We start from the raw sequence: 23,536 nt of genomic DNA, 5'->3' as shown, positions 1-23,536 counted from the left end.
CAGTTAACACTCTTTTCCGAAAGGCGTCCCATGGTTGATCACGAGGTGGACACCCCCGCGGGGACCGCGGTGGTCGACGCCGACGCGGTCGACCGGCGGGGTGCGGTGATCGTCTCCTCCGACGGCGTGCTGGCCAGGGTCAGGGCCGGGGCGGGGGAGCTGACGGGGGCGTTGCGCCGGGTCGCCGAGCACGTGCTCAGCGACCCGGAGGCGGCGGCCCGGGCCACGATCGTCGAGTTGGCCGAGCGTAGCGGCACCTCGCCGGCCACCATCACCCGGTTCTGCCGGGCCATGGGCTTCGAGGGTTACGCGGACCTGCGGCTCGGCATCGCCGCGGAGACCGGCCGGGCGCGCTCGGCGGGCTGGACGGTCGACATCGGCCGGGAGATCCAGCCCAGCGACCCGCTGTCCCGGGTGCTCGACCAGATCATGGCCGCCGACACGCGGGCCATGCACGACACGGCCGCGCTGCTCGACCTCACCGAGGTGGAGCGGGCCGCGGTGGCCATCGCCGGGGCCAGCCGGGTGAACATCTTCGGCGCCAGCGGCAGTGCGCTGGTCGGTGAGGAGATGCAGTTCAGCCTGCACCGCATCGGGGTGGCCGCCTGGGCCTGGAGCGACGTGCACGAGGGGCTGGCCAGTGCCGCGCTGCTCGGCGTCGGCGACGTCGCGCTCGGCATCTCGCACACCGGGCAGACCCGGGAGACCATCGAGATGCTCGCGGAGGCGGGCAGCCGGGGAGCCACGACGGTCGCGCTGACCGGCTTCCCCCGGTCGCCGCTGGCCGAGCTGGCCGACATCGTGCTGGTCACCGCCAGCCAGGCCACCACCTTCCGGCCCGACGCGCTCTCCGCCCGGCATCCCCAGCTCGTCGTGCTCGACCTGCTCTACATCGCGGTGGCGCAGCGCACCCACGACCGCGCCCACGCGGCCTTCCGGCGTACCGCCCAGGCCGTCGACGGGCACAAGGCCGAGAAGGGGGCCACCTCATGATCAGTGCCCAGCGGTACGCGGACGCCGTCCGCCCGGTGCTCGACCGGCTGGTCGACACCCAGGCGGAGGCGGTCGACCGGGCGGCCGACGTGATCGCCGGCGGCCTGCGTGCCGGCGGGGTGCTCCAGGCGTTCGGCGCCGGCCACTCCGAGGCGTTCGCCGCCGAGCTGGTGGCCCGGGCCGGCGGCCTGGTCCCGACCAACCGACTCTCCCTGCACGACCTCGTGCTGCACGGCGACGCGCCCCGCGACGTGCTCGCCGACCCCAAGCTGGAACGCGACCCGGCCGTGGCGCACCAGCTCTACGCTCTGGCGGCGCCGCAGCCGGAGGACGTGTTCGTGGTCGCCTCCCAGTCCGGCATCAACGGCTCCGTGGTCGAGCTGGCGGCGCTGGTCCGGGAGCACGGTCACCCGTTGATCGCGGTCACCTCGGTCGAGCACACCGCACGGGTCGCCCCGCGGCACCCGTCCGGCCAGCGGCTCGCCGACCTCGCCGACGTCGTGCTGGACAACGGCGCGCCGTACGGTGACGCACTGCTGCCGCTCGAGGGCGGCGGCGCGGTCTGTGCGGTCTCGTCGGTCACTGCGGCGCTGCTGGCGCAGCTGCTGACCGCCGAGGTCGTACGACGGTTCCACCAGGCCGGGGAGGTACCCCCTATCTACCTCTCCGCCAACGTCCCCGGTGGGGACGAGCACAACCTCGCCCTCGAGTCGCGGTACGCCGGGCGCCTCCGGCGGACCGCCTGACCCGACACCACAAGGAGAGACAGAGATGTCGGTTACCCCCGAGAACATCGGCGACCTCAGCCGCCGGACCCTTCTCCAGCGGGCCGCCGCGGCCGGCCTCCTCGCCACCCCGGCGATGGGCCTGCTCAGCGCCTGCGCCGGCAGTGAGCCGGAGAAGTCCGACACCGGCGGCGGGGCCAAGAGCAAGGACAACCCGTTCGGTGTGAAGGACGGCAGCGCCGTCAAGGTGGTCATCTTCAACGGCGGCCTGGGCGACCAGTGGGCCAAGGAAGACAAGGTCATCTTCAGCGCCAAGCACCCGAACGTCACGGTCAACATGTCGTCGACCCAGAAGATCAAGACCGAAGAGCAGCCGAAGATGGCGACGCAGCCGAGTGACCTGGTCATGAACTCGGGCGCCGACATGATGGACCGCAGCACCCTGATCAACGAGGGCGCCATCGAGCCGCTCGACGACCTGCTCACCGCGCCCGCCTGGGACAGCGAGGGCACGGTGGCGGACTCACTGCTGCCGGGCACGGTCGGCGACGGCACCCAGAACGGCAAGTTCTACGTCGTGAACGTGGCGTACACGGTGTGGGGCAACTGGTACAACGCGGCGCTGTTCAAGAAGGAGGGCTGGCAGGCGCCGACCACCTGGGACGAGTTCTTCGCGCTGGCCCCGAAGATCAAGGCCAAGGGCATGGCGCCGTACGTCCACGACGCCGCGCACGGCTACTACCCGCGCTGGGGGCTCATGGCGAGCATCTGGAAGGCCTGCGGCAAGCAGGTCATCGTCGACATCGACAACCTGAAGGAGAACGCCTGGAAGGCCGACGGCGTGGTCAAGGCGCTGGAGCCGTGGGAGAAGCTGGTCAAGGACAAGCTGCTCCTCCCGGGCAAGCTCGACCACACCCAGTCGCAGCAGGCCTGGCTCGACGGCAAGGCGGCGTTCATCCAGGTCGGCACCTGGCTGAAGAACGAGATGGCGGCGACCATCCCGCCGGGCTTCGAGCTGACCCTGTCCGACTACTGGCACAACGCCGACGACAAGGCGCCGAAGGACGTGTTCGCCGCGTCCGGTGAGGGCTTCGTCGTGCCGAGCAAGGCCCCCAACAAGGAGGCCGCCAAGGAGTTCCTGCGGGCGATCCTGTCGAAGGCGGGTTCGGCCAAGTTCGCCGAGCTGACCAAGTCGCTGGCCTCCACCAAGGGCTCCGGCGACAACGTGCAGGACACCGCGCTCTCCAGCGCCAACACCCTGATGAAGAACGGCGGCAGTGAGCTCATCTCCGTCAAGTTCCAGGACTTCTACGCCGACCTGGACAAGGAGAGCCAGAACCTGTCCGAGGAGCTGATGGCCGGCCGGCTCACCGCGCAGCAGTTCGTCGACAAGATGCAGGCGGCCGCCGACAAGGTCGCCAAGGACTCGTCGATCAAGAAGCAGACCCGCACCGCCTGATCCGACGGAGAGAGTGAGTCCAATGCGGCACGGAGTCGCGCGTTTCGTCACGGGCTTCCTGGCCCTGCCCGTCGCGCTGTACCTGTTCTACGTGGTGTGGCCGTTCGCGCAGGCGGCGGGATACTCGCTGACCGACTGGGGTGGGTATTCGGATTCCCAGAACTTCGTCGGGCTGGACAACTACGTCCGGCTGCTCTCCGACGAGCTGATCAGGAAGGCGTTCTGGCACAACGTCTTCTTCCTGGTCACCGTGCCGCTGTTCACCATCGCGCTGGCCCTGTTCCTCGCGTTCCTGCTCAACGTGGGCGGACGCGAGGACAGGGCCGGCATCCGCGGGGTGTTCGGCTCCGCCCTCTACAAGGTCATCTTCTTCTTCCCGCAGGTGCTGTCGCTGGTGGTCATCGCCGTCATGTGGCAGCAGATCTACCGCACCGACCAGCAGGGCCTGATCAACGGCCTGCTCATCAAGATCGGGCTGGTCGACGCGGACAACCCGATCGCCTTCACCGCCGACCCGGAGCCGTTCCTCGGCATCCCCGCGGTGCTCTGGTGGCTGCTGCTCATCGCGGTGTGGAGCGGCGCCGGCTTCTACATGGTGCTGTTCTCCGCGGCCATGCAGTCGATCCCGAAGGACATCTACGAGGCGGCGATCCTCGACGGGGCGGGCCGGTTCCACACGTTCTTCCGGGTCACCCTGCCGCTGCTCCGGGACACCATCTCGGTCGCCTGGGTCTACCTGGGCTTCATCGCCCTGGACATGTACGCCCTGGTCTTCGTCATGACACCGAGCCAGGGCGGCCCGAACCACGCCAGCGAGATCTTCGCCTCGGTGATCCAGTTCAACGCGTTCCAGAAGGGCCAGTTCGGCTACGCCTGCGCGATCGCCGTGGCGCTGGCCATCTTCACCATCCTGCTGGCCGCCGTCCAGCTGAGGATCACCCGTCGTGAGCGGATCGAGTTCTGAGGAGGCCTGGACGATGAGTACGGTGACCCACACCTCCGGCCAGAAGCGACCCGACGTGGCCCCGCCGGGCCGGCCGACCGGTCGACGGGCGGAAGCCGCCGGCAACGGCATCGGCGGTCGGATCTTCAACGGCTTCTCCCACCTGTTCCTCGCGGTCTGGGCGATCATGGTGATCTATCCGCTGCTCTGGGTGGTGATGTCCGCGCTCAAGACCGACTCGGAGGTCATCCGCGAGCCGCTGTCGCTGATCCCCGAGTCGCTGCAGTGGGACAACTTCGCCCGGGCCTGGACGGCCGGGATCGACAGCTTCTTCCTGAACACGCTGCTGGTGCTCGTCTTCAGCGTGACCCTGACGATGCTGCTGGGCTCGATGGCGGCGTACGCGCTGGCCCGTTACGAGTTCCCGGGCAACCGGCTGATCTACTGGATGTTCCTGTCCGGGCTGACCCTGCCGGTCTATCTCGCCGCGGTGCCGCTGTTCAAGGGCGTCTACAACATGAACGTGGTCTTCCCGCTGCTCGGCCCGAACAAGCACCTCACGCTGATCCTGGTCTACGTGGCGTGGTCGCTGTCGTTCACGGTCTTCTTCATGCACTCGTTCTTCCGGACCCTGCCGAACTCGATCGCCGAGGCGGCGATGGTCGACGGCGCCTCGCACACCCGGACGTTCTTCAGCGTGATGCTGCCGATGGCCAAGCCCGGCCTGATCAGCATCGGCATCTTCAACGTGCTCGGCCAGTGGAACCAGTGGTACCTGCCGACCCTGCTCATGCAGTCGGTGGCCGGTGAGCCGAAGCACCAGGTGATCGCCCAGGGGCTCATCGAGCTGTCGGTCAACCAGGGCTACAAGTCCGACTGGTCCGGCCTCTTCGCCGGGGTCACCATGGCGATGCTGCCGGTCCTGATCGTGTACGTCGTGTTCCAGCGCCAGGTGCAGTCCGGCCTCACGGCCGGCGTCGGCAAGTAACCCGCGCGACCCGCTGCCCGGCCGCTCCGGCATCTGTCGGAGGGGCCGGGCAGAATCGCATCCGTGCTGGTGGCGGTGGAGTCGGACGAGCGGGGCGGCGGAGTGCTGCAACCGCTCGACGACGCCGGGCGCCCGGCCGGCCCGGTCGAGCCGGTGGCCGACCTGGCGGCCGCGGTGGCCGCGCGGGAGGCCGCCGACCGCCCCCGCTGGGTGTGGGCCACCGGCGCCACCCTCTACCCGGCGCTGCTGCGCGCCGGTGTCCGGCTCGACCGGTGCCACGACGTCGAGCTGACCGAGGCGCTGCTGCTCGGCCACGCCGGCCGCTGGGGCGAGCCGCGCTCGCTCGCCGCGGCGTGGGCCCGGCTCACCGGGGCGCCGGTCCCGCCGGACCCGCCGCCCCGCCCGCCGGAGCCGCCCGGCCACGGCCAGGGCGCGCTCTTCGACGCGCCGTCCGGCCCGCCCGGTCCGGGCATCACGGCGCTGACCCGGGTGTACGCGGACCAGCTCGCCCGCATCGCGCGGACGGCACACCCCGGCCGGTTCCGGCTGCTGGTGGCCGCCGAGTCGGCCGGCGCGCTGATCGCCGCCGAGATGGGGGTGGCCGGGCTGCCCTGGCGCACCGACGTGCACGACGCCATCCTGGCCGACCTGCTCGGTGAGGCGTCCCCGGTCGGCGGGCCGCCCCGCCGGCTGGCCGAGCTGGCCGCGCGCATCGCCGAGGCGTTCGGCGTCCGCCAGCTGCACGCCGACTCCCCGGCCGAGCTGCTCAAGGCGTTCGCCCGGGCCGGCGTGGAGCTGCCGAACACCCGGGCCTGGGTGCTGCGCGGGGTGGAGCACCCGGCCGTGCCGCTCGTCCTCGAATACAAGGAGCTCTACCGGATCTGGACGGCCCACGGCTGGGCCTGGCGCGACGCCTGGGTCTCCGGCGGCCGCTTCCACCCGGAGTACGTGCCCGGCGGCGTGGTCTCCGGCCGGTGGGCCACCCGGGGCGGTGGGGCGTTGCAGATCCCGAAGGTGATCCGGCGTGCCGTGGTGGCCGACCCGGGCTGGACGTTCGTGGTGGCCGACGCGGGCCAGCTCGAGCCACGGGTGCTCGCCGCGGTCTCCGGCGACGAGCGGCTCGCCGCGGCCGGCGGTGCCGGTGACCTCTACGCCGCGCTGGCCCGGGACGCCTTCGCCGGTGACCGGCCCCGGGCCAAGGTGGCCCTGCTCGGCGCCATGTACGGGCAGACCGGCGGCGCCGCGGTGCCCGCCCTGGCGGTGCTCAAGAAGAACTACCCGACGGCGTTCGGCCACGTCGAGGCGGCGGCCCGCACGGGCGAGGCGGGCGGCCTGGTCCGGTCGTGGCTGGGGCGCACCTGCCCGCCGGGGTCGGCCGGCTTCGGCGACGGCGACGAGGCGGTGGCGGAGGCCGGGGCCGACCCGCAGAGCCCGCGCGCCCGGGCGGCCCGCTCGCGGGGGCGGTTCACCCGCAACTTCGTCATCCAGGCCACCGCCGCCGAGTGGGCCTCCACGCTGCTGGCCACCCTCCGCACCGAGCTGGCCGGCACCCGCGCCGAGCTGGTCTTCTTCCAGCACGACGAGGTGCTGGTGCACTGCCCGGCCGAGGCGGCCGAGGCGGTCGCCGCGGCGGTCACCGGGGCGGGGGAGCGCGCCACCCGGCTGCTCTTCGGCGACACACCGGTCCGCTTCCCGCTGGACCTGTCCGTGGTGGACTGCTACGCCGACGCGGCATAGTCACGCAATTTTCCGTTTTGCCCCGCTACCCGCTCGCGGGCGCACTCGTTGGGCCCGGTGTGCGTACGACGGGACGGACCGGGCGCGGTTGCCTCCGGTCCGTCCCCCAGGTCGAGGGGGCACCGCTGAACCGGATCGCAGGAATGATCATCGCCGCTGGTGGGGGCCGCCGGATCGGCGGGCCCGAGGCGCTGCTGCACCAGGGGGAGAAGCCCCTGGTCCGCCGGATGATCGACACGATGGCCGAGGCGGGCTGCGTCGAGGTCGTCGTCGTGCTGGGCGCGGCGGCGGACCAGGTGCGCCAGACCACCGACCTGACCGCCGCCACCGTGGTGGTCAACCGGGCCTGGGGGACCGGGGTCGGCTCCTCGATCCGGGCCGGGCTGGCCGCGCTGACCGACGAGACCATCGAGGCCGTGGTCGTGGTGCCGGTGGACATGCCCGGGCTCACCGCCGCGGCGGTCCGCCGGGTCGCCGCCCTGCCGTACCCGGACGTGCTGGTCTGCGCCACCTACGACGGGCTGCGCGGCTACCCCATGCTGTTCGGTCGCCGGCACTGGTCCGGCATCGCGACCCTGGCCAGCGCCGACGTCGGCGCCCGGCCGTACCTGCTGGCCCACAAGGACCAGATCGTCGACATCGCCTGCGACTCGGTGGCCGACGGCAGCCGGATCGACAGCCCGGAACTGATGGCCCTCTACGGCCTGAGCATCCCGGAGCAGCGGGTCGGCGTCTGAGGTGGACTGAGTATCCGTACGGATGTCGCGGTTGGCCGGCGCGGCCAGACTCGGTGCCATGCGCCGACTCGCCACCGCCCTGCTGTGCCTGGCCGCGCTCGTGAGCTGTGCCCGGCCGGGCGCCACCCCGACGTCGGGCGACGCGCCAACGCCGGCCGGCACCGCCGCCGAGAACCGCTGGGCCACCTACCAGGCCGACGTCACGGCGGTACGCCCCAGCGACGACCCGCGCTCGCTCCTGCTGACCGTGGCGCTGCTCGCGGACGCCGACCGATGCTCCCGGAATCCCCGGGTCACCTACCTCGTCGAGGAGAACAACCGCATCTACGCCAACGTGGTGCAGGACTCGCGCCTGTCGGCGGTGGTCGGGGCCTGCCCCACCCACACACCGGGCGCGGTGACGTTGACCGTGCCGGGGCCGATCGCCGGCCGCGTCGTCGTGCTCAACCAGGAGCCGTGGAAGCCCGAGGGTGACGAGTACCGCCGCTGCGACGCGACGTTCGGCTGCGACCCCATGCCGACGGACCACTGCGACCCCGCCTGGATCAGCGTCGCGGTGCGGGGCATGGACGTGTCCCGGCACTCCGTCGGCTCACCCGAGGGCTGCGACGGCCGGTGGCTGGTCATGACGGTGCCGTTCGATCCGGTGCCGTGCGGCGCCGAGGCGAGACCGGGCTGCGCCGCGTCGGTCACCGTACGCCGCTACTTCCTGCGCTGGGCCGGCGAGCGCGGCTGGGCCACGATCGCCGGTTCGACGGAGGCCGGCTGCGGTCGTGTCCACAGCGCGGAGCCCGCGTTCCCGAGCAAGCTGTGCGCCGACCTGCCCAGGCCGTGACCCCGTCCTGTCGGCCCCGGGTGCCAGGATGCGGGCATGGCGTATGACGAGGACCTCGCGGACCGGGTCCGGGAGCTGGTCGGGAGCGAGCCAGGGTTCGCCGAGAAGCGCATGTTCGGCGGCCTGGCCATGATGGTCAAGGGCAACATGGCGGTGGTCGTCCGCGGCGCCGGCGGGCTCATGGTCCGGGTCGACCCGGCGGAGTCCGAGCGGCTGGAGGCGGAGCCCGGCGCGCAGGCGACGGTGATGCGGGGGCGGCCCATGCGGGGCTGGATCACGGTGGAGCCCTCGGCCTGCGCGGGCGATGCCGATCTGGCCCGGTGGGTCGGCCGGGGCGTCGGCTACGCCGGAACCCTGCCGCCTAAGTAGCGGTTCAGGACTCCCCGCCCGCCGGCTCCAGCCCGAGCCGGCCGGTCAGCCCGCCCACCACCCCCGCCAGCGCGGCCGGCACCGGTCGACGGGTCACCAGGAAGAGCGTGAAGCGGCCCGGCACCGGCGCCGGCGCCACCTCCTCGTCCGGGGCCGCGTACGCGAGCGCGAGCCCGCGCGGCAGCACGACCGGGCAGCCGAGCAGCCGGCCCATCCGCACGGCCGTCTCGCCCGTGGCCGCGGGCTTCGGCCGGGCGCCCAGCGCGGAGAGCCGCCGGTGCAGGGCGTCGGTGGACGGGTCGTAGCTGTGCGCCACCACGTCGAGGCCGGCGAACGGCCGGCGCCCGGACCCGACCCGTACCGCGGGCGGAGTGAGCAGGGCCAGCCGGTCGCCGGCCACGGGTGTGGCGGTGGCCGTGGCGGGCAGCCGCATCTGGTTGGCGACCGTCACGAACGCGGCGTCGAGCGACCCCTCGCCGACCCACTCGACGAGGCGGTCACCGTGGTCGGTGACCTGGTGCACCGTCGCGTCCCGGAGCAGGTCGGCCAGCGCGGGGAACAGCCACGCGGCCAGGCTCGGGAAGGTGCCCACGCTCAGCACCTCGCCGCGTGCCGCCGCGCGGGTCCGGTCGAAGATCGCCTCCAGGTGGCCCAGGACGTGGACCGCCTCGGCCACCAGCGCCCGCCCGGCCGGGGTCGGCCGCGCGCCCGTGGTGTCCCGGTCGAATAGCCGCTCACCGATCCGCCGCTCCAGCGCCGCCAGCCGGTTGCTCGCCGCCGGCTGGCTGATCCGCATCTCGCGGCCCGCCGCGCCGAGGGAGCCGTGCCGCGCCAGCGCCGCCACGAGCCGCAGGTCCTCGACTGCGGGTAGGGAGCTCATAGGCCCAGATTATGAGCCGTCCGGACATTCCACCAGCTACCGGCGGGCCCGGCGGGGTCACATCATCGAACCCGTGACCACCCGCCGGGACATCGCCGCCATGCTCACCACCACCTTCGTCACCTGGCTCGGCCAGCGCACCACCGCCGTCGCGCTGCCCCTGGTCGCACTCGCCGAGACCGGCTCGGCCTGGACCACCGGGCTGGTCGGCGGGGCGGTCGGGCTGCCCATGCTCACCTCCGCCTGGTGGGCGCGGGGGCTGCGCCAGCGGCTGACCAGCGGCCCGGCCCTCGCCGCGGTCCTCGCGGTCCAGGTGCTCGGCCTGCTCGTCGTCCCGGTCGGTGCCGCCGTCGGCACCGTCGGCCCGCTCCACCTGGCCGCCGCCGGGCTGGTCACCGGTGCGGCCACCACGCTGAGCGGGCCGGGCCAGCGCGCCCTGCTCGCCGACATCTGCGCCGGTGGTGACGCCGCCGCCCGGATGCTGGCCTGGCAGGACTTCGCGCACCGCGGCACCATGATCCTCGCCCCGCCGCTGGCCGGCTGGGCGGTCACCGTCGGCGGGCCGCTCCGGCTGCTCTGGGCGGAGGCGGCCGGCGTCGCTCTCGGCGCCGTCCTGCTGCTGGCCGTCCGTGGCACCGCCGCGCCGGCCGCCGGCCAGGAGGCCGCCGCCGCTCCCGCGCTCCGGCACGTGCTGGCCCGGCACCCCGAGGTACGCCGCGCGGTCACCATGGCCGGTGTCGGCGGCCTCGCCTGGTTCGCCTTCACCCTCGGGCTCGCCATCCTGGGCGCCGAGACCGGCCGGCCCGGGCTGCTCATCTCGGCCGGCATGACCGGCTACGGCGCCGGCTCGCTCGCCGGAGCGCTGGCCGCCCCGGTGCTCGTACCCCGGCTGCCGCCGCTGGCCACCATGGCGGCCGGCTGGATCCTGCTGGGCGCGACCTTCGCGACGCTGCCCGCGGTCACCGCGTCCCTGCCGCTCACCGCGGTCCTGGCCGCGGCGGGCGGCCTCGCCATGCCGCTCGGCATCGGCGCGGTCAACCGCCTGATCACCACCCGCACCGAGGGCGCCGAACGGCGGGCCGCCTTCGCCGTCGAGAGCCTGGTGCACGACGGCGCCGTCTCGATCGGGCTGCTCGGCGGTGGCGCGGTGATCGGGCTGGCCGGCGCCGGTCCGACGCTGGTCGCCGCGGGCGCCGCCCAGGTCGCCGTCGCCCTCCTGGCCGGACCCTGGCTGCGTCCGCTGCCCGGTCGGATCCGAGCGGCGGGCCCCGCTCCCGACAGAACAGGGCGGGACCGAGTGGCCGTCTGACCGACCCGCGCCGACCGGGCACCGCGGCTGTCCCGTGGACCCGGCGCCCCGCCGCGCCGCGCCGCGTTAGGCTCGCCCGGTGACCCGCCCTCCGGCCGACCTCGTTCCCGCCGAGGTGCCGGCACAGGCACTGACGCACAACCCGCTCAACGGTGTCACCGGCGGTCTCTGGCGGACCCGCCGGGCCGGTCGGCCGGCCGTGCTCAAGCTGATCGCGCCGCCTGGGGCCGGCGCCGGCCCGGCCCACTGGGCGGCGAGTGACGACCCCGGCCACTGGAACTACTGGCGGCGTGAGGTCGAGGCGTACCGGAGCGGGTTGGCCACGACCTGCTACGCGGAGGCGGGTCTCGTCGCTCCGGACCCGCTGGTGATCGAGGATCGTCCGGACGGGACGGTTGCCCTCTGGCTGACCGAGGCGGCCGGCCGCCCGGGCACCACCGGCACCGTCCGCGATCTTGCCGACCTGGCCCGCCGGCTCGGCGCCGCCCAAGCCGCCTGGCTCGCCGACCCCGGCGTCTCGCCGGCCAGCCGCCGGGCCGGGGACGTGTCCCCGTACGACTGGCTGGCCCGGGACTGGTTGCGGGACTACACGCTGAGTCGACCGGTGACCGAGCCGGTGCCGTGGGACCATCCGGCCGCCGTCGCGGCCTGGCCGGGGTCGCTGCGGGACGACCTGCGCCGGCTCTGGGAGCAGCGGCAGGCCGTGCTGGCGGCCACCGACCGGCTACCCCGTACCCTCTGCCACCACGACGTCTGGCCGACGAACCTGGTGTTCGCCGACGCCGGCCCGGTCCTGCTCGACTGGTCCTTCGTCGGCCCGGGTCCCATCGGCGAGGACGCAGCCAACCTGGTGCTGGACACCTTCCTCGACGGCCTGGTCGACGTGGCGCTGCTGACCGAGGTGGCCGACGCGGTGCTGGACGGCTACGTCGACGGGCTGCGCGGAGCCGTCGAACCGGCGCTCGTCGCCCACGCGGTGCGGCTCAGCGGCGCGGCCAAGTACTTCTGGCTTTCGCCCGTGATGCTCAATCGGGCCGGCGGCGCCACCGGCCAGACCTACGACCGGCGGGACGAGGCCGCCATGTTCGCCGGCCGCCGCCCGGTCCTGGAACTCCTCACCAACTGGGCGGCCGCGTCCGCCGACTGACCCCCTTCAGCCCAGGTCGAACAGCGCGGCGGCGGCATCCCAGCAGACCGCCCGCAGCCAGTCGTCGCCCAGGTCGAGCCGGGCCAGTGCGGAAAGCTGCTCGGCATAGGGGTAGGGGATGTTCGGGAAGTCGCTGCCGAGCAGCACCTTGCCGGCCAGCCCCAGCTCGCGCAGTCGCGGCAGTTCCGCCGCCGGGAACGGCACGAACCGGTCGAAGAACGAGGTGAACGCCATCGTGGTGTCCAGCCGCACGTGCCGGTACCGCTCGGCCAGCTCCAGGAAGGCCGCGTAGTCGGGCGCGCCCAGGTGCGCCACGATCGCGGCCAGCCCGGGGTGCCGGGCGAGCAGCGCGGCGAACGACGCCGGTCCGGTGTGCACCGTGCCGACCGGCGCGTGCCCCGCGTGCACCACCACCGGCACGCCCGCCTCGGCCAGCATCCCCCACACGGCGTCCAGCGCCGGGTCGGTCGGCGCGAAGCCGCCCACCTGGACGTGCACCTTGAACACCCGGGCACCGGCCGCGAGGGCGTCCGCCACGTAGCGCGCCGCCGCCGGCTCCGGGAAGAAGGTCGCCGAGGGCAGGCAACCCGGGGTACGCGCCGCGAAGTCCAGCGTCCAGGCGTTCAGCGACTCCGCCATGCCGGGCCGGTGCGGGTACGCCAGCGCGCTGAACATCCGCACGCCGAGCGACCGCAGGTGGGCCACCCGCGCCTCGTCGTCCCACCGGTACCGGATCGGCCACTCGGTGCCGACCAGCGGCCCGGCCGCGTCGAAGTACGCCCACACCTTGCGCAGCATGCGCGGCGGCAGGAAGTGCGTGTGCACGTCGGCGAGCCCGGGCAGCCCGAGCCGCCCCCAGAACTCCGGCACCGCCGCGTCCTCGACCGGCGGCCGGGGGAGCTCCGTTGGGTCAGTCACACCTCGATGATCAGCTGCTTGGCCCCGATGGGCTGAGCTTGCGGATCGTTGCCCGATGCTGGCTGCATCGTTCACGCCGCGTTCGGCAGGCTGACGGCTGCCCAGCCCACGGCACCGCGTGCGGCGATGTTGCGGGCTGCATTCACGTCGGCGTGCTCAGCGAAGCCGCACGACTTGCATCGGAAAGAGGATTGGTTGGGCCGGTTGGCCCTAGCGACATGGCCGCAGGCGGAGCAGCCCTGCGAAGTGTACGCCGGGTCGACGTAGACGCTCGCCACCCCGGCCCGCGCCGCCTTGTAGGCGATGAACTGGCCGAACTGCTGGAACGCCCACGAATGCAGCGTGACCCGCTGGGGCCGTCGAAGCCGTACCCGGCCATGGATGCCACTAAGGTTCTCCAGTGCGACACCACGGCTGGTGCGTTGGGCCTCGGTCACGATCTGCTTGGCAATGCGATGGTTGGTGTCGGCGGCGAACCTGGCCTCCTTGCGGCGGCGGGCCTTCAACAGCCGCTTGGCGGATTTGGTGCCGATGCGCTGCAGTTTGGCCCGCAGCCGCTGATTGCGGTGGCGCACGCGATTCAAACCCTTGCCGCAATGCTGGGTGCCATCGCTGGTGGTGGCGATGTTTGCGATTCCCAGGTCGACGCCGAGGAATCCCTTCGGTTCCGTCAGCTCGACGTCAGGTATATCGCAGGTGGCATATAGGTACCACTTGCCGTCTCGGCATACCAGGTCGGACTCGCCTCTGCGGTGAGCGGACAGCATCGCGTGCTGGGCGTCAGAACATGCGAATCGAACGCCCGGCCGGCGGCCCGCCGTCGTCCAGATGGAGACCGTGCGAGACTGCATCTGCCAGGAGAGGCAGCGGTCGTCGAAGGGCTGGGCAGCGTTCCGGCGAAACACGATCGGCTTCGCCTCAGCCTTGCGGCGGCGCTTTGACCCTGCCTTGCCGAGGTTGCCAGCACGGATGTTGGCCTTCAGGGTGGCGTACGCGCCGGCGACCTTGCGAGCGACGTGAATCGCAGGCTGGGCCGACAGCCCCATGGCCTTCAGCCGCGTGTAGGTAAGCCGCTGCAACGCCTGCTTGGCGAACACCCGTGCCCGATACGCCTCGGCGGAGGCGAGGTTCGCAGCGTTGTTGCACACGGTCAGGGTGTCACGCAACGCCGCCTCCTGGGCGCCGTCGGGAAACAGGCGCACCTGCACCACCAGTTTCACGTCCACAGCCTACCGTCTGGCCTTGTCACCACGGCGGCTCAGACTTCGATGTTGAACCGTTGCAGGACCGACGGTGCGACCAGCCCCACCGCGGCGAGCACGGCGAGCACGGTCAGCGCCGCGCGCAGCACGATCGTCTCGGCCTTGCTCCCCGTGCGCAGGGCGATGCCGTTGGGCAGCCCGATCATCGTCCACATCCGCCGCTTGATCGGGATGGGCCAGAGGATCGGCACCCCCGCCTTGGTGATCATGTCGCCGAGGATGTGCACGAAGCAGCCCACCCCGACCGCCGTGCCGATGAGGGGATAGCCCCGGTCGCCGGGCAGGTTGGCGAAGGTGAACCAGGCGGCGGCCGCCGACAACAGGGTGACGACCACCCACCCGGCCCGCTCGGCCCACTCGTCGAAGAGCCCGCGCAGCGCCAGACCGATCATGAAGAAGAGGATGCTGACCACCGCCCACTTGCCGTACGCGGCGCAGAGCGCCGTGGTGCCCCAGCCGACCAGCAGGGTGAACGGGATGGTGTGGGTGAGCGTCCGGTGCCCGTTGTTGCGGCGTGGGTCCCGGCTCAGCTTGGTCGCGTAGTAGACGCCCAGCGAGATCTTCTCCATCACCTCGGCGATGAAGAGGCTGAACACGCCGAAGGTCCGCGCCACGGTGGCGCCGCCCTGGTTGCGCGTCACCTTGCCGGAGAGGTCGAGGTCGGGGAAGAGCGCCCCGCCCGCGCAGACCGCGGTGCCGACCGCCAGCGCGAGCGGTGTCTGGTGGTAGTCGGCGAACTGGTCCAGCGCCCAGGAGCCGGTCAGCCACACCGCCGCGCCGGACAGCGCGTGGGACGGTCCCATCATCTCGGCTCGCCCTCCCCAGAGATCTTGATCGACAAAACTACGCCACTGTAGTTAGCCATCGGGTCGCGGGGCATCACCCGGACGGTCCACTGGGGAGGGGGTCCACGGGCCGCCCGGCGGGCGCCGCCGGATCACCAGGAAGTATGTCGTTCCGGGCCGGCGGGGCCGGAGCATCTGTCGGTGATGGGACGCCGGGGTTGTCAGCCGGCCGCGTGGGTGGACCGGGCCGGCCGGAAGCTGTCCCGGATCAGCGCGAGCTGCCCGGCCGCGGCGGACCAGTCGGCGTCGGAGGTGGTCCACCCGAGCGTCCACCCGCCGGCGTCGCCGGGCAGCACCCGCAGCGCGTGCATCCGCTCCCCGTACGGGGCGGTCCAGCGGCACTCCCACTCCGCGCCGCCGCCGGCGGCCGTCAGCCGCACCTTCTGGTAGCCGGGCAGCCGGCCGTCGGTGGTCAGCTCCCGCTCGGCCGCCCGCAACTGGCCCAGCGGATCACCGCCCGGGTAGGGCTCGACGCCGAGCATCCGGCGGGTGGCGGGGTCCTGGAAGCAGGTGGTGCTGCCGGACCGCAGCTCCAGCCAGCCCGCCGGCACGGCGACCCGGAAGCCGGCGGAGTCGGCGTACCAGATCCAGCCGGCCGGGAGGGTGAGGCCCGCGTCGGCGGGCGGCGAGCCGGCCCGTACCGGGTTGCCCGTCGCGTCGGGCCGGACGCACGGGAACGGGGGCGGCGGGACACCGGGCGGCGGGCCGCCGGGCGGGCCGGGCGGGTGTCCCCAGGGCTCGCCCTGCGCGGCGCCGTGCGGGTCGCCGGCCGGCCGGCCGTCGTGGTCGTCGGTGACCGCCAGCGCGGTGCCGATCCCCGCCGCCACGGCCAGCACGGCGGCGCCCGCCGCGAGCGCCCAGCGGCGCAGGGCCGCCCGGCGCCGCCGGCTCGGCCACGCACCGCCGCCGGCCGCGGACGGGGCCGGTGCGCGGTCCCCGCTCACAGCGGCACCGGCCGCCCCGCTGCTGTTCGTGGCGGTGCCGGCCGAGCCGCCGGAGGTGGGGGAGGTGCCGGTCGCCCCGCTGGTCGGCGCGGGCTGGTCGGGCGCGTCCTCCGCGGGCCGCCCGGGGCCGACGCCGGGCCCGGCGTGGCTCGCGGCCAGCGGCCGGGTGACCTCGTCGTCCGGCGGCGCCCACTCGCTCCGGCGCGCGGCGCGGCTCCACTCGCGGGCGGCGGCGGCCGGCGGCATGACGTCGGGATAGGCGCGCTCCGGCGGCGGGACGGCCGTCGCGCCGCCGCTGTCCCAGCCCGACCCGCTGCCCGCCGCGTGGTCGCCGTCCCGACCCGGCGCGGTGGCGGGCGGTACGGCGCCGGCCGCCGGCCAGCCCGGCACGTCGACGGTCGGGGCGGTGGCGGCGGCGAGCAGCCGGGCCGCGTCGTCGTGGCCGAGCCGGTGCCGCGGGTCGCGGCGCAGCAGCCCGACCAGCACCGGTGCCAGCGGGCCGGCGTGCGGCGCCGGGTCGGGTGGCTGGCTGGCCAGCGCGGCCAGCGTCGCCATGGCGGTGCTGCGCGCGTACGGGGAGCGGCCCTCCACGGCCGCGTGCAGGGTGGCGCCCAGCGACCAGAGGTCGGCCTCGACGCTGGACACGCCCTCGGCGGCCCGCTCCGGTGCCACGTACTGCGGGGAGCCGAGGACCAGGCCGGGACGGGTGGTCATCCCGTCGCCGCCGTCGAAGGCGGCCAGCCCGAAGTCGGTGAGCAGCACCCGGCCGTCCCGGGCCAGCAGCACGTTGGCGGGCTTCACGTCCCGGTGCAGCACGCCCGCCTCGTGCGCGGCGCGCAGCGCGGCCAGCACCGCCAGCCCGATCGTGGCGGCCCGGCGCGGGTCGACCGGCCCGTCGGTCTCGATGATCTCCTGCAACGAGCGGGACGGGACGTACTCCATCACCAGCCACGGGTCGCCGTCGACCCGGACCACGTCGTAGACCCGGACCACGTTGGGGTGGGTGAGCCGGGCGGTCGCACGGGCCTCGCGGAGGGTGCGGCCGCGCACCTCGTCGCGTTCGTGCGGGGCGAGCCAGCCCGGCGGCACCACCTGCTTGACCGCCACCTCGCGGTGGAGCATCTCGTCCCGGGCCCGCCAGACCCGACCCATCCCGCCGCGGCCGACCAGGTCGAGCAGGCGGTACCGGCCGGCGATCACTACCTGCTGCACCGCACTCCTCACCGCTGGTGGATGTCCACAATAGCCAACGGATCGGACAACACCTATCGCCCGTCAGGGCGGCGCGCCTCAGCTCGCGGCACCGGCCAGCAGATTTCCGTCCGGAATGGCGATGGCGGACCGGCCACCGGCCAGCAGCGCGGTCGCCCGGCGGGCCTGGAACGCGCAGTGCTCGCGACGGGCCGTGGCGTAGCTGCCGGCGGTGCGGGCGGCGATGGCGGACCAGGCGTAGCGCTCGGCGACCACGGCGCGGGCCCGGCGGGCCAGCCGGCGGGCGAAGACCTCGTCGCCGAGGAGCCGGTCGACCGCGCCGGCCAGCGCGTCCGGGTCGCCGTGCGGGAAGGTCACCCCGGTGACCCCGGGCTCGACGATCTCGGCGAGGCCACCGGTGTCCGCCACCGCGAGGGGCGCGCCGGCCGCGGCCGCCTCCAGGGCGATCATGCCGAACGGCTCGTAGAGGCTGGGGACCACCGTGGCGTCCGTGGCGCCCAGGACGGCCGGGAGCTGGGTGGCGTCCAGGAAGCCGGTGAACCGGACGGTGTCGGCGAGGCGCAGCCGGTGCGCCTGGTCGACCAGTTCGTCGCGGTACGGGCCGTCGCCGGCGATCACCACCCGCAGGCCGGGGTGCCGGTCCCGCAGGTACGGCACGGCGTGCACCAGGTGCTGCACGCCCTTCTCGTACACCAGCCGGCCGGCGTAGCCGACCAGCGGGCCGTCGCCGGCGAACCGGGCCCGGGCGGCGGAGACCGCGCGGGGGCGGGCGTGCCAGGCCCGGTCGTCCACCCCGTTGGGGACCACGTCGATCCGCCCGGCCGGCACGTCGAACAGCCGCGCCACCTGGTCGCGCATGTAGCCGGAGCAGGCGATCACCAGGGCCGAGGCGTTGCTCAGCCAGTGCTCGACGCCGTGGATGGTGCGGTTCATCTCCTCCGGGAGCCAGCCCTGGTGCCGGCCCGCCTCGGTGGCGTGGATGGTGGTGACCAGGGGGAGGTCCAGGTGCTCGGCCAGGGTGACCGCGGTGTGCGCGACCAGCCAGTCGTGGGCGTGGATGACGTCGTACGCGCCGGCCTCGGCGGCGCGCAGGGCGGCCCGGGTGAGGGTGTGGTTGAAGGCCATGGTCCAGGCCAGCAGCGAGTCGGTGGCCAGTGGGAACCGGACCGGGTCCTCGGCGGCGCGGACGATGCGCACGCCGTCGGCGTACTCCTCCAGGGGCGCGCCCTCGGCGTGCCGGGTGACGACGGTGACCTCGTGGCCGGCGGCGGCCAGGGCGACGGAGAGCGCGTGCACGTGGCGGCCGAGGCCACCGACGAGCACGGGTGGGTACTCCCACGAGAGGATCAGCACCCGCTGGCGCCGGGCGGGCTGGATGTCGATCACTTCGGCGTCAGCTGGCATGCGGCCCCCTTGGAGTTGTGGTTCCCGCACCGCCCGACGGCACCCGCGTGGGGCCCGTCGTGGGGTCGCAGCCCATCCTGCCCACCGGTCGATAACCAGCGGCGACGCGCCGGTTGCCGGTCTGTAACGCGTTAACCCCGCAGCCGCCGGACGCGCAGCAGTTCGGCGACCGACCACGCCTGGAACGGGCAGCCGGTGGCGGCGTGCGGGGCGAGCCCGTCGGCCGTCTCGCTCACCGAGCCGAGGCCGTACTCGGTCAGGTGCCCTTCGAGACCCACCAGCAGGTCGTCGGTGGGCAGGCCGGCCCGGCGGTACGCGTCGACGAACGGCCCGATCAGCCAGGGCCAGACGGTGCCCTGGTGGTAGCCGGAGTCCCGCTCGGCCGGGCCGCCGCGGTGCCGGCCGACGAAGCCGGGGGAGTCCGGGGCGAGGCTGCGCGGCCCCAGCGGGGTGAACAGGCCCTCGGCGACCAGGCGCAGGGTGGCCTCGTCCGGTTCGAGGGGCGCGTACGGCAGCGACCAGGCGAGCAGCTGGTTGGGCCGGAGCAGGTCGTCGTCGTGGTGCGGCGCCCCGCCGAGCGGGTACGCGGGCGCCGGCGCGTCGACCACGTCGTGCAGCCAGCCGGCCGGGGTGGGGAAGCGCTCCCGGAACGCGGCGGCGGCCCGCTGGTGCCGGCCCCAGAGCTCGGTGGCGTCCCGGCCGGCCAGCTCGGTCAGCTCGGCGAGCCCGGCCAGCCCGTTCACCCACAGCGCGTTGACCTCGACCGGCTTGCCGGTGCGCGGGGTGACCGGCACCCCGTAGACGCGGGCGTCCATCCAGGTGAGCGCGACGTCCGGCGGCCCGCCCTGGGTGAGCAGCCCGTCGGCCGGGTCGACGCCGATGCCGTAGCGCGTGCCCGCCACGTGCGCGGCCACCACGCCCTCCAGCGCGGGCAGCAGCTCCGCGCCGAGGTCGGTGTCCCCGGTGACGGTCACGTGGCGGTTCACCGCGTGCAGGAACCACAGCGTCGCGTCGACGGTGTTGTGCTCCACCCGCCCGGTGTCGGCGGTGTTGGCCAGCATCCCCTCCGAGAGCGTGGCCGCGTACGCCCGCAGCAGCTCCCGGCCCTCGTCGCCCCGGCCGGTGCGGAGGAACAGCCCCTCGTAGGAGGTCATGGTGTCCCGCGACCACGCCCCGAACCAGGGGTAGCCGGCCACGACGTCCGGGCCGGTGGCGGTGTGCACCACGAAGGAGTCGGCGGCCAGGGCGAGGGTCGCGTCGACGTCGTCGTCCGGCTTCGCCGCGGCCACCACCGCCCGGTGGCGCCGCCGGGCCGCCTCGACCAGCGCGGTGGCCGGCGGTGGCTCCTCGCCCAGGTCGTCGGCCCAGGCCAGCACGGACACCTCGGCGCCCGGCTCGTCGAGGGCGGCGGAGAACCGGCCCGCGTACCAGAGGTCCTCGTCGGGGTGCAGCCCGCGCGCCGCCTCCTCCCGGTGGCGCACCCCGAGCCACCACTGCCCCTCGGGCGTCCAGCCCGGCCCCGCCAGCCGGAACGCGCCCTCGACCACCGCCCCGCCGGCCACCTCCTCCAGGCGCGGGGTCGGGCCGTCCGCCCGCCGCTCGCCGTGCGCGTCCCGCCAGGTGCAGGCCGCGGCCAGGTCCAGCCGGACCGGGCCGCCGGAGATCAGCCGGTGCACGACCGCCACGCAGGACCGGCCGTACGCCATGGCGATCTCCCGCTCGATCACCACGTCGCCGACCCGCCAGCGCCAGCGCGGCACCCCGTCGGTGAGGTCGAAGCGCTCCAGCAGCTCGTAGCCGCGCGGGTCCACCACACCCGAGGACCACTCGTGCGCGCCGAGCCGGACCTGCCGCCCGGACGGCAGGGTCACCGCCGGGTCGAGGCTGACCAGGCCCACCTTCCGGGCGGCCGCCGTCTCCCCGGCCACCACAAGCAGCCCGTGGTAGCGCCGGGTGCGCAGCCCGGCGACCGTACCCATGGCGTAGCCGCCGCGCCCGTCGGTGACCAGCCACTCGCGGGTCGACGAGGCGGACAGCTCCCCGCAGACCTGCGGCCCGAAGCGAATGTCGATCAACTTTCCTCCACCACCGGCGGGGTGTCACCCGCCACGACGACAATGGCCCCTGTGGTGAAGTACCCCGGGGGCGTCGAAGATGTGCAGGTGATCACCGACCGCCCGATTTCCGCGACCCCCGACCCCGAGCGGCACCGGCTCGCCCAGGCCGACGCCGGGGAGCAGGACTGGCGCGCATGGGGTCCCTATCTGTCCGAGCGGGCGTGGGGGACGGTACGGGAGGACTACAGCGAACACGGCACGGCCTGGGACTACTTCCCCCACGATCACGCGCGGTCCCGAGCCTACCGGTGGAACGAGGACGGCATGGCGGGCGTCTGCGACGACCGGCAGACGTTCTGCTTCGCCCTCGCCCTGTGGAACGGGCGGGACCCGATCCTCAAGGAGCGGATGTTCGGCCTCGGCGGCGACGGCGGCAACCACGGGGAGGACGTGAAGGACTACTGGTGGTACGAGGACTCCACGCCGACCCACTCCTGGATGCGCTGGCGCTACCACTACCCGCAGGCCGCCTTCCCCTACGACGAGCTGGTCGCCGTGAACGCGCTGCGCGGCCGGGACGACACGGAATACGAGCTGGTCGACACGGGGATCTTCGACGACGACCGGTACTGGGCCGTCACCGTCGACTACGCGAAGGCGTCCCCGACCGACCTGTGCGTGCTGATCACGGTGGCCAACCGGGGCGACACCGACGAGACCCTGCACGTGCTGCCCACCCTCTGGTTCCGCAACACCTGGGCGTGGGGGCTGCCCGGCGGCGACCGGGTGCCGAAGCTGACCGGCGCGGGGTCCCGGCTGGTCGGCGAGCACTGGGTGCTCGGCCAGCTCCTGCTGGAGGGCGACGGCGCGCCCACGCCGCTGCTCTGTGACAACGACACCAACGCCGAGCGGCTGTGGGGGCTGCCCGGGCGGTCGGCGTACCCGAAGGACGGGATCAACGACCACGTGGTGGCCGGCGCGGCCACCGTGAACCCGGACCGGGAGGGGACCAAGGGCGCGCTGCACTACGTGCTGGACGTCCCGGCCGGCGGGCAGCGGCAGATCCGCCTGCGGCTGACCCGCACCGCGCCGCCGCCGGTGAGCACCCCGCCGCCCCCGGCAGACCTGGGAGACGGGTTCGACACGGTGCTCTGGGCGCGGCGCGCCGAGGCGAACCGGTTCTTCGACAGCGTCATCCCGGCCGCCGCGAGCGCCGACGAGGCGCTGGTGGCCCGGCAGGCCATCGCGGGACTGATGTGGGGCAAGCAGTTCTACCACTTCGACGTGCAGCGCTGGCTGGAGGGCGACCCGGGCTCCACGCCGCCGCCGGCGGGCCGCCGGCACGGCCGCAACAGCGCCTGGTGGCACATGAACAGCTTCGACGTGATCTCCATGCCGGACCCCTGGGAATATCCCTGGTACGCCGCCTGGGACCTGGCGTTCCACTGCGTCACCATCGCCCGGGTCGACCCCGCGTTCGCCAAGCAGCAGCTGCTGCTCCTGCTCCGCGAGTGGTACCTGCACCCGAACGGGCAGATCCCGGCGTACGAGTGGGCGTTCGGCGACGTGAACCCGCCGGTGCACGCCTGGGCGGCGCTGAAGGTGTTCGAGATCGACGGCTCCCGGGACCACGAGTTCCTCGCCCGGGTGATGCACAAGCTGCTGCTCAACTTCACCTGGTGGGTCAACCGGAAGGACACCGGAGGCAACAACGTCTTCGAGGGCGGCTTCCTCGGGCTGGACAACGTCGGCCCGTTCGACCGTTCCGCGGCGCTGCCGGTGGCCGGGGTGCTGGAGCAGTCCGACGGCACCGGCTGGATGGCCATGTACGCGCTCAACCTGCTCGACATGGCCGTCGTGCTGGCCGAGCACGACCGGGCGTACGTGGACACGGCGACGAAGTTCTTCGAGCACTTCGCGTACATCGCCGCGGCCGCGTACGACCAGGGGCTCTGGGACGACGAGGACGCGTTCTTCTACGACGTGCTGCGGCAGGCCGACGGCACGAAGGTTCCGCTGAAGGTCCGCTCGGTGGTCGGGCTGCTGCCGCTCGCGGCGGTCACCCGGCTCACCGCGCGTACCGTGCACCGGCTGCCCGAGCTGGGCGCCCGGCTGCGCTGGTTCCTCACCCACCGCCCCGAGTACGCCGAGGTGATCGGCGCCCGCCGGCTCGGCCCGGACGGCCGGCAGCAGCGGCTGCTCTCGATGGTCGGCCCGGACCAGGTGGTGCGCCTGCTGGCCCGGATGCTCGACACCGACGAGTTCCTGTCCGACTACGGGCTGCGCACACTCTCCCGCGCCCACCTGGACAAGCCGTTCACGGTCACGTTGGGCGGCCAGGAGTTCAGCGTCGGCTACGAGCCGGCCGAGTCGACCAGCGGACTGTTCGGCGGCAACTCCAACTGGCGCGGCCCGATCTGGATGCCGACCAACTTCCTGCTGATCAGCGCGCTGCGGGACTACGCCGCCTTCTTCGGCGACGACCTCCAGGTGGAATACCCGACCCGGTCCGGGGTGAAGCGCACCCTCGACGAGATCGCCGACGACCTGTCGGCCCGGCTGATCTCGCTGTTCACCCGGGACGGCTGGGGCCGGCGGCCGATCTACGGCGCGGCCCAGCTCTTCCAGACCCACCCCGACTGGCGGGACCTCATCTGCTTCCCGGAGTACTTCCACGGCGACAACGGCGCCGGCCTCGGCGCGTGGCACCAGACCGGGTGGACGGCCCTGGTCGCCGACCTGATCCTCACGCTGCGCCGCTGAGGGTGGGGC

19 protein-coding genes are annotated in these 23,536 nt (G+C 73.8%); 12 read left to right on the top strand and 7 right to left on the bottom strand.

Annotation, left to right across the window (positions count from 1 at the left end):
- The first annotated feature begins 30 nt into the window (after positions 1-30).
- From GA0070214_RS05400 to GA0070214_RS05360, 9 genes are all read left to right on the top strand, one after another.
- On the top strand, positions 31-993 hold the full coding sequence (locus tag GA0070214_RS05400) for a MurR/RpiR family transcriptional regulator (protein ID WP_091259561.1): 963 nt from the start codon (positions 31-33) through the stop codon (positions 991-993).
- Positions 990-1,739: a sugar isomerase domain-containing protein gene (locus GA0070214_RS05395; RefSeq protein WP_091259558.1), complete on the top strand. Its 750-nt coding sequence runs from the start codon at positions 990-992 to the stop codon at positions 1,737-1,739. Before GA0070214_RS05400 ends, GA0070214_RS05395 begins: the two co-directional genes overlap by 4 nt.
- A gap of 25 nt (positions 1,740-1,764) precedes the next feature.
- The gene (ngcE, locus tag GA0070214_RS05390) at positions 1,765-3,177 is read left to right on the top strand and encodes an N-acetylglucosamine/diacetylchitobiose ABC transporter substrate-binding protein (protein WP_091259555.1); all 1,413 of its coding nucleotides are present in this window, start codon (positions 1,765-1,767) and stop codon (positions 3,175-3,177) included.
- A gap of 22 nt (positions 3,178-3,199) precedes the next feature.
- Entirely contained in the window at positions 3,200-4,141 is a 942-nt protein-coding gene (locus tag GA0070214_RS05385) for a carbohydrate ABC transporter permease (RefSeq protein ID WP_091259552.1), read from the top strand.
- Between the two features lie 13 nt (positions 4,142-4,154).
- Positions 4,155-5,108, top strand: a complete 954-nt coding sequence (locus GA0070214_RS05380) for a carbohydrate ABC transporter permease (RefSeq protein ID WP_091259549.1) — start codon at positions 4,155-4,157, stop codon at positions 5,106-5,108.
- A gap of 63 nt (positions 5,109-5,171) precedes the next feature.
- The gene (locus GA0070214_RS05375; RefSeq protein ID WP_377463380.1) at positions 5,172-6,845 is read left to right on the top strand and encodes a bifunctional 3'-5' exonuclease/DNA polymerase; all 1,674 of its coding nucleotides are present in this window, start codon (positions 5,172-5,174) and stop codon (positions 6,843-6,845) included.
- A 143-nt stretch (positions 6,846-6,988) separates the two neighbouring features.
- Positions 6,989-7,582: a nucleotidyltransferase family protein gene (locus GA0070214_RS05370; protein ID WP_091259545.1), complete on the top strand. Its 594-nt coding sequence runs from the start codon at positions 6,989-6,991 to the stop codon at positions 7,580-7,582.
- A gap of 58 nt (positions 7,583-7,640) precedes the next feature.
- A complete protein-coding gene (locus GA0070214_RS05365) occupies positions 7,641-8,417 on the top strand; it encodes a hypothetical protein (RefSeq protein WP_091259543.1) in 777 nt (258 codons plus the stop codon).
- A gap of 36 nt (positions 8,418-8,453) precedes the next feature.
- A complete protein-coding gene (locus GA0070214_RS05360; RefSeq protein ID WP_091259540.1) occupies positions 8,454-8,786 on the top strand; it encodes a TfoX/Sxy family protein in 333 nt (110 codons plus the stop codon).
- A gap of 4 nt (positions 8,787-8,790) precedes the next feature.
- Here the strand turns inward: GA0070214_RS05360 and GA0070214_RS05355 are convergent, their stop codons facing one another.
- On the bottom strand, positions 8,791-9,666 hold the full coding sequence (locus GA0070214_RS05355; protein ID WP_091259537.1) for a LysR family transcriptional regulator: 876 nt from the start codon (positions 9,664-9,666) through the stop codon (positions 8,791-8,793).
- A gap of 73 nt (positions 9,667-9,739) precedes the next feature.
- On the opposite strand from GA0070214_RS05355, the gene GA0070214_RS05350 reads away from it, so the two are divergent.
- Positions 9,740-10,975 carry an MFS transporter gene (locus tag GA0070214_RS05350; RefSeq protein ID WP_244167553.1) on the top strand — a complete coding sequence of 412 codons (1,236 nt, stop codon included), beginning with the start codon at positions 9,740-9,742 and terminating at the stop codon, positions 10,973-10,975.
- A 79-nt stretch (positions 10,976-11,054) separates the two neighbouring features.
- Positions 11,055-12,122: a phosphotransferase gene (locus GA0070214_RS05345; protein WP_091259535.1), complete on the top strand. Its 1,068-nt coding sequence runs from the start codon at positions 11,055-11,057 to the stop codon at positions 12,120-12,122.
- A 6-nt stretch (positions 12,123-12,128) separates the two neighbouring features.
- Here the strand turns inward: GA0070214_RS05345 and GA0070214_RS05340 are convergent, their stop codons facing one another.
- From GA0070214_RS05340 to GA0070214_RS05315, 6 genes are all read right to left on the bottom strand, one after another.
- Positions 12,129-13,040, bottom strand: a complete 912-nt coding sequence (locus GA0070214_RS05340; protein ID WP_091259533.1) for an amidohydrolase family protein — start codon at positions 13,038-13,040, stop codon at positions 12,129-12,131.
- Positions 13,041-13,111: 71 nt separating this feature from the next.
- Positions 13,112-14,260 carry an RNA-guided endonuclease InsQ/TnpB family protein gene (locus GA0070214_RS05335; RefSeq protein ID WP_091259927.1) on the bottom strand — a complete coding sequence of 383 codons (1,149 nt, stop codon included), beginning with the start codon at positions 14,258-14,260 and terminating at the stop codon, positions 13,112-13,114.
- A gap of 38 nt (positions 14,261-14,298) precedes the next feature.
- Positions 14,299-15,108, bottom strand: a complete 810-nt coding sequence (locus tag GA0070214_RS05330; protein WP_091259531.1) for a metal-dependent hydrolase — start codon at positions 15,106-15,108, stop codon at positions 14,299-14,301.
- 200 nt (positions 15,109-15,308) lie between these two features.
- Positions 15,309-17,303: a serine/threonine protein kinase gene (locus tag GA0070214_RS05325; RefSeq protein WP_091259529.1), complete on the bottom strand. Its 1,995-nt coding sequence runs from the start codon at positions 17,301-17,303 to the stop codon at positions 15,309-15,311.
- Between the two features lie 78 nt (positions 17,304-17,381).
- Entirely contained in the window at positions 17,382-18,707 is a 1,326-nt protein-coding gene (locus tag GA0070214_RS05320) for a glycosyltransferase family 4 protein (protein ID WP_091259527.1), read from the bottom strand.
- Positions 18,708-18,838: 131 nt separating this feature from the next.
- Positions 18,839-20,782, bottom strand: coding sequence for an amylo-alpha-1,6-glucosidase (locus tag GA0070214_RS05315; protein WP_091259525.1), 1,944 nt, complete (start codon positions 20,780-20,782; stop codon positions 18,839-18,841).
- A 42-nt stretch (positions 20,783-20,824) separates the two neighbouring features.
- On the opposite strand from GA0070214_RS05315, the gene GA0070214_RS05310 reads away from it, so the two are divergent.
- A complete protein-coding gene (locus GA0070214_RS05310; RefSeq protein ID WP_091259524.1) occupies positions 20,825-23,527 on the top strand; it encodes an MGH1-like glycoside hydrolase domain-containing protein in 2,703 nt (900 codons plus the stop codon).
- Positions 23,528-23,536 lie beyond the last annotated feature (9 nt).

This window comes from Micromonospora chaiyaphumensis (genome assembly GCF_900091435.1).
In the GTDB taxonomy this organism is placed as follows: domain Bacteria; phylum Actinomycetota; class Actinomycetes; order Mycobacteriales; family Micromonosporaceae; genus Micromonospora; species Micromonospora chaiyaphumensis.
Note: the sequence above shows the minus strand (reverse complement) of the source record. Positions and strands in the feature narration are given on the sequence as shown.

Excerpts from the sequence above, each read along its gene's own strand:
- GA0070214_RS05380 (WP_091259549.1), top strand. The coding sequence starts at position 4,155 with ATGAGTACGGTGACCCACACCTCCGGCCAGAAGCGACCCGACGTGGCC.
- GA0070214_RS05400 (WP_091259561.1), top strand. The coding sequence starts at position 31 with ATGGTTGATCACGAGGTGGACACCCCCGCGGGGACCGCGGTGGTCGAC.
- GA0070214_RS05360 (WP_091259540.1), top strand. The coding sequence starts at position 8,454 with ATGGCGTATGACGAGGACCTCGCGGACCGGGTCCGGGAGCTGGTCGGG.
- GA0070214_RS05395 (WP_091259558.1), top strand. The coding sequence starts at position 990 with ATGATCAGTGCCCAGCGGTACGCGGACGCCGTCCGCCCGGTGCTCGAC.
- GA0070214_RS05385 (WP_091259552.1), top strand. The coding sequence starts at position 3,200 with ATGCGGCACGGAGTCGCGCGTTTCGTCACGGGCTTCCTGGCCCTGCCC.
- GA0070214_RS05370 (WP_091259545.1), top strand. The coding sequence starts at position 6,989 with ATGATCATCGCCGCTGGTGGGGGCCGCCGGATCGGCGGGCCCGAGGCG.
- GA0070214_RS05365 (WP_091259543.1), top strand. The coding sequence starts at position 7,641 with ATGCGCCGACTCGCCACCGCCCTGCTGTGCCTGGCCGCGCTCGTGAGC.
- GA0070214_RS05320 (WP_091259527.1), bottom strand. The coding sequence starts at position 18,707 with ATGCCAGCTGACGCCGAAGTGATCGACATCCAGCCCGCCCGGCGCCAG.
- GA0070214_RS05330 (WP_091259531.1), bottom strand. The coding sequence starts at position 15,108 with ATGATGGGACCGTCCCACGCGCTGTCCGGCGCGGCGGTGTGGCTGACC.
- GA0070214_RS05310 (WP_091259524.1), top strand. The coding sequence starts at position 20,825 with ATGGCCCCTGTGGTGAAGTACCCCGGGGGCGTCGAAGATGTGCAGGTG.
- ngcE (WP_091259555.1), top strand. The coding sequence starts at position 1,765 with ATGTCGGTTACCCCCGAGAACATCGGCGACCTCAGCCGCCGGACCCTT.
- GA0070214_RS05355 (WP_091259537.1), bottom strand. The coding sequence starts at position 9,666 with ATGAGCTCCCTACCCGCAGTCGAGGACCTGCGGCTCGTGGCGGCGCTG.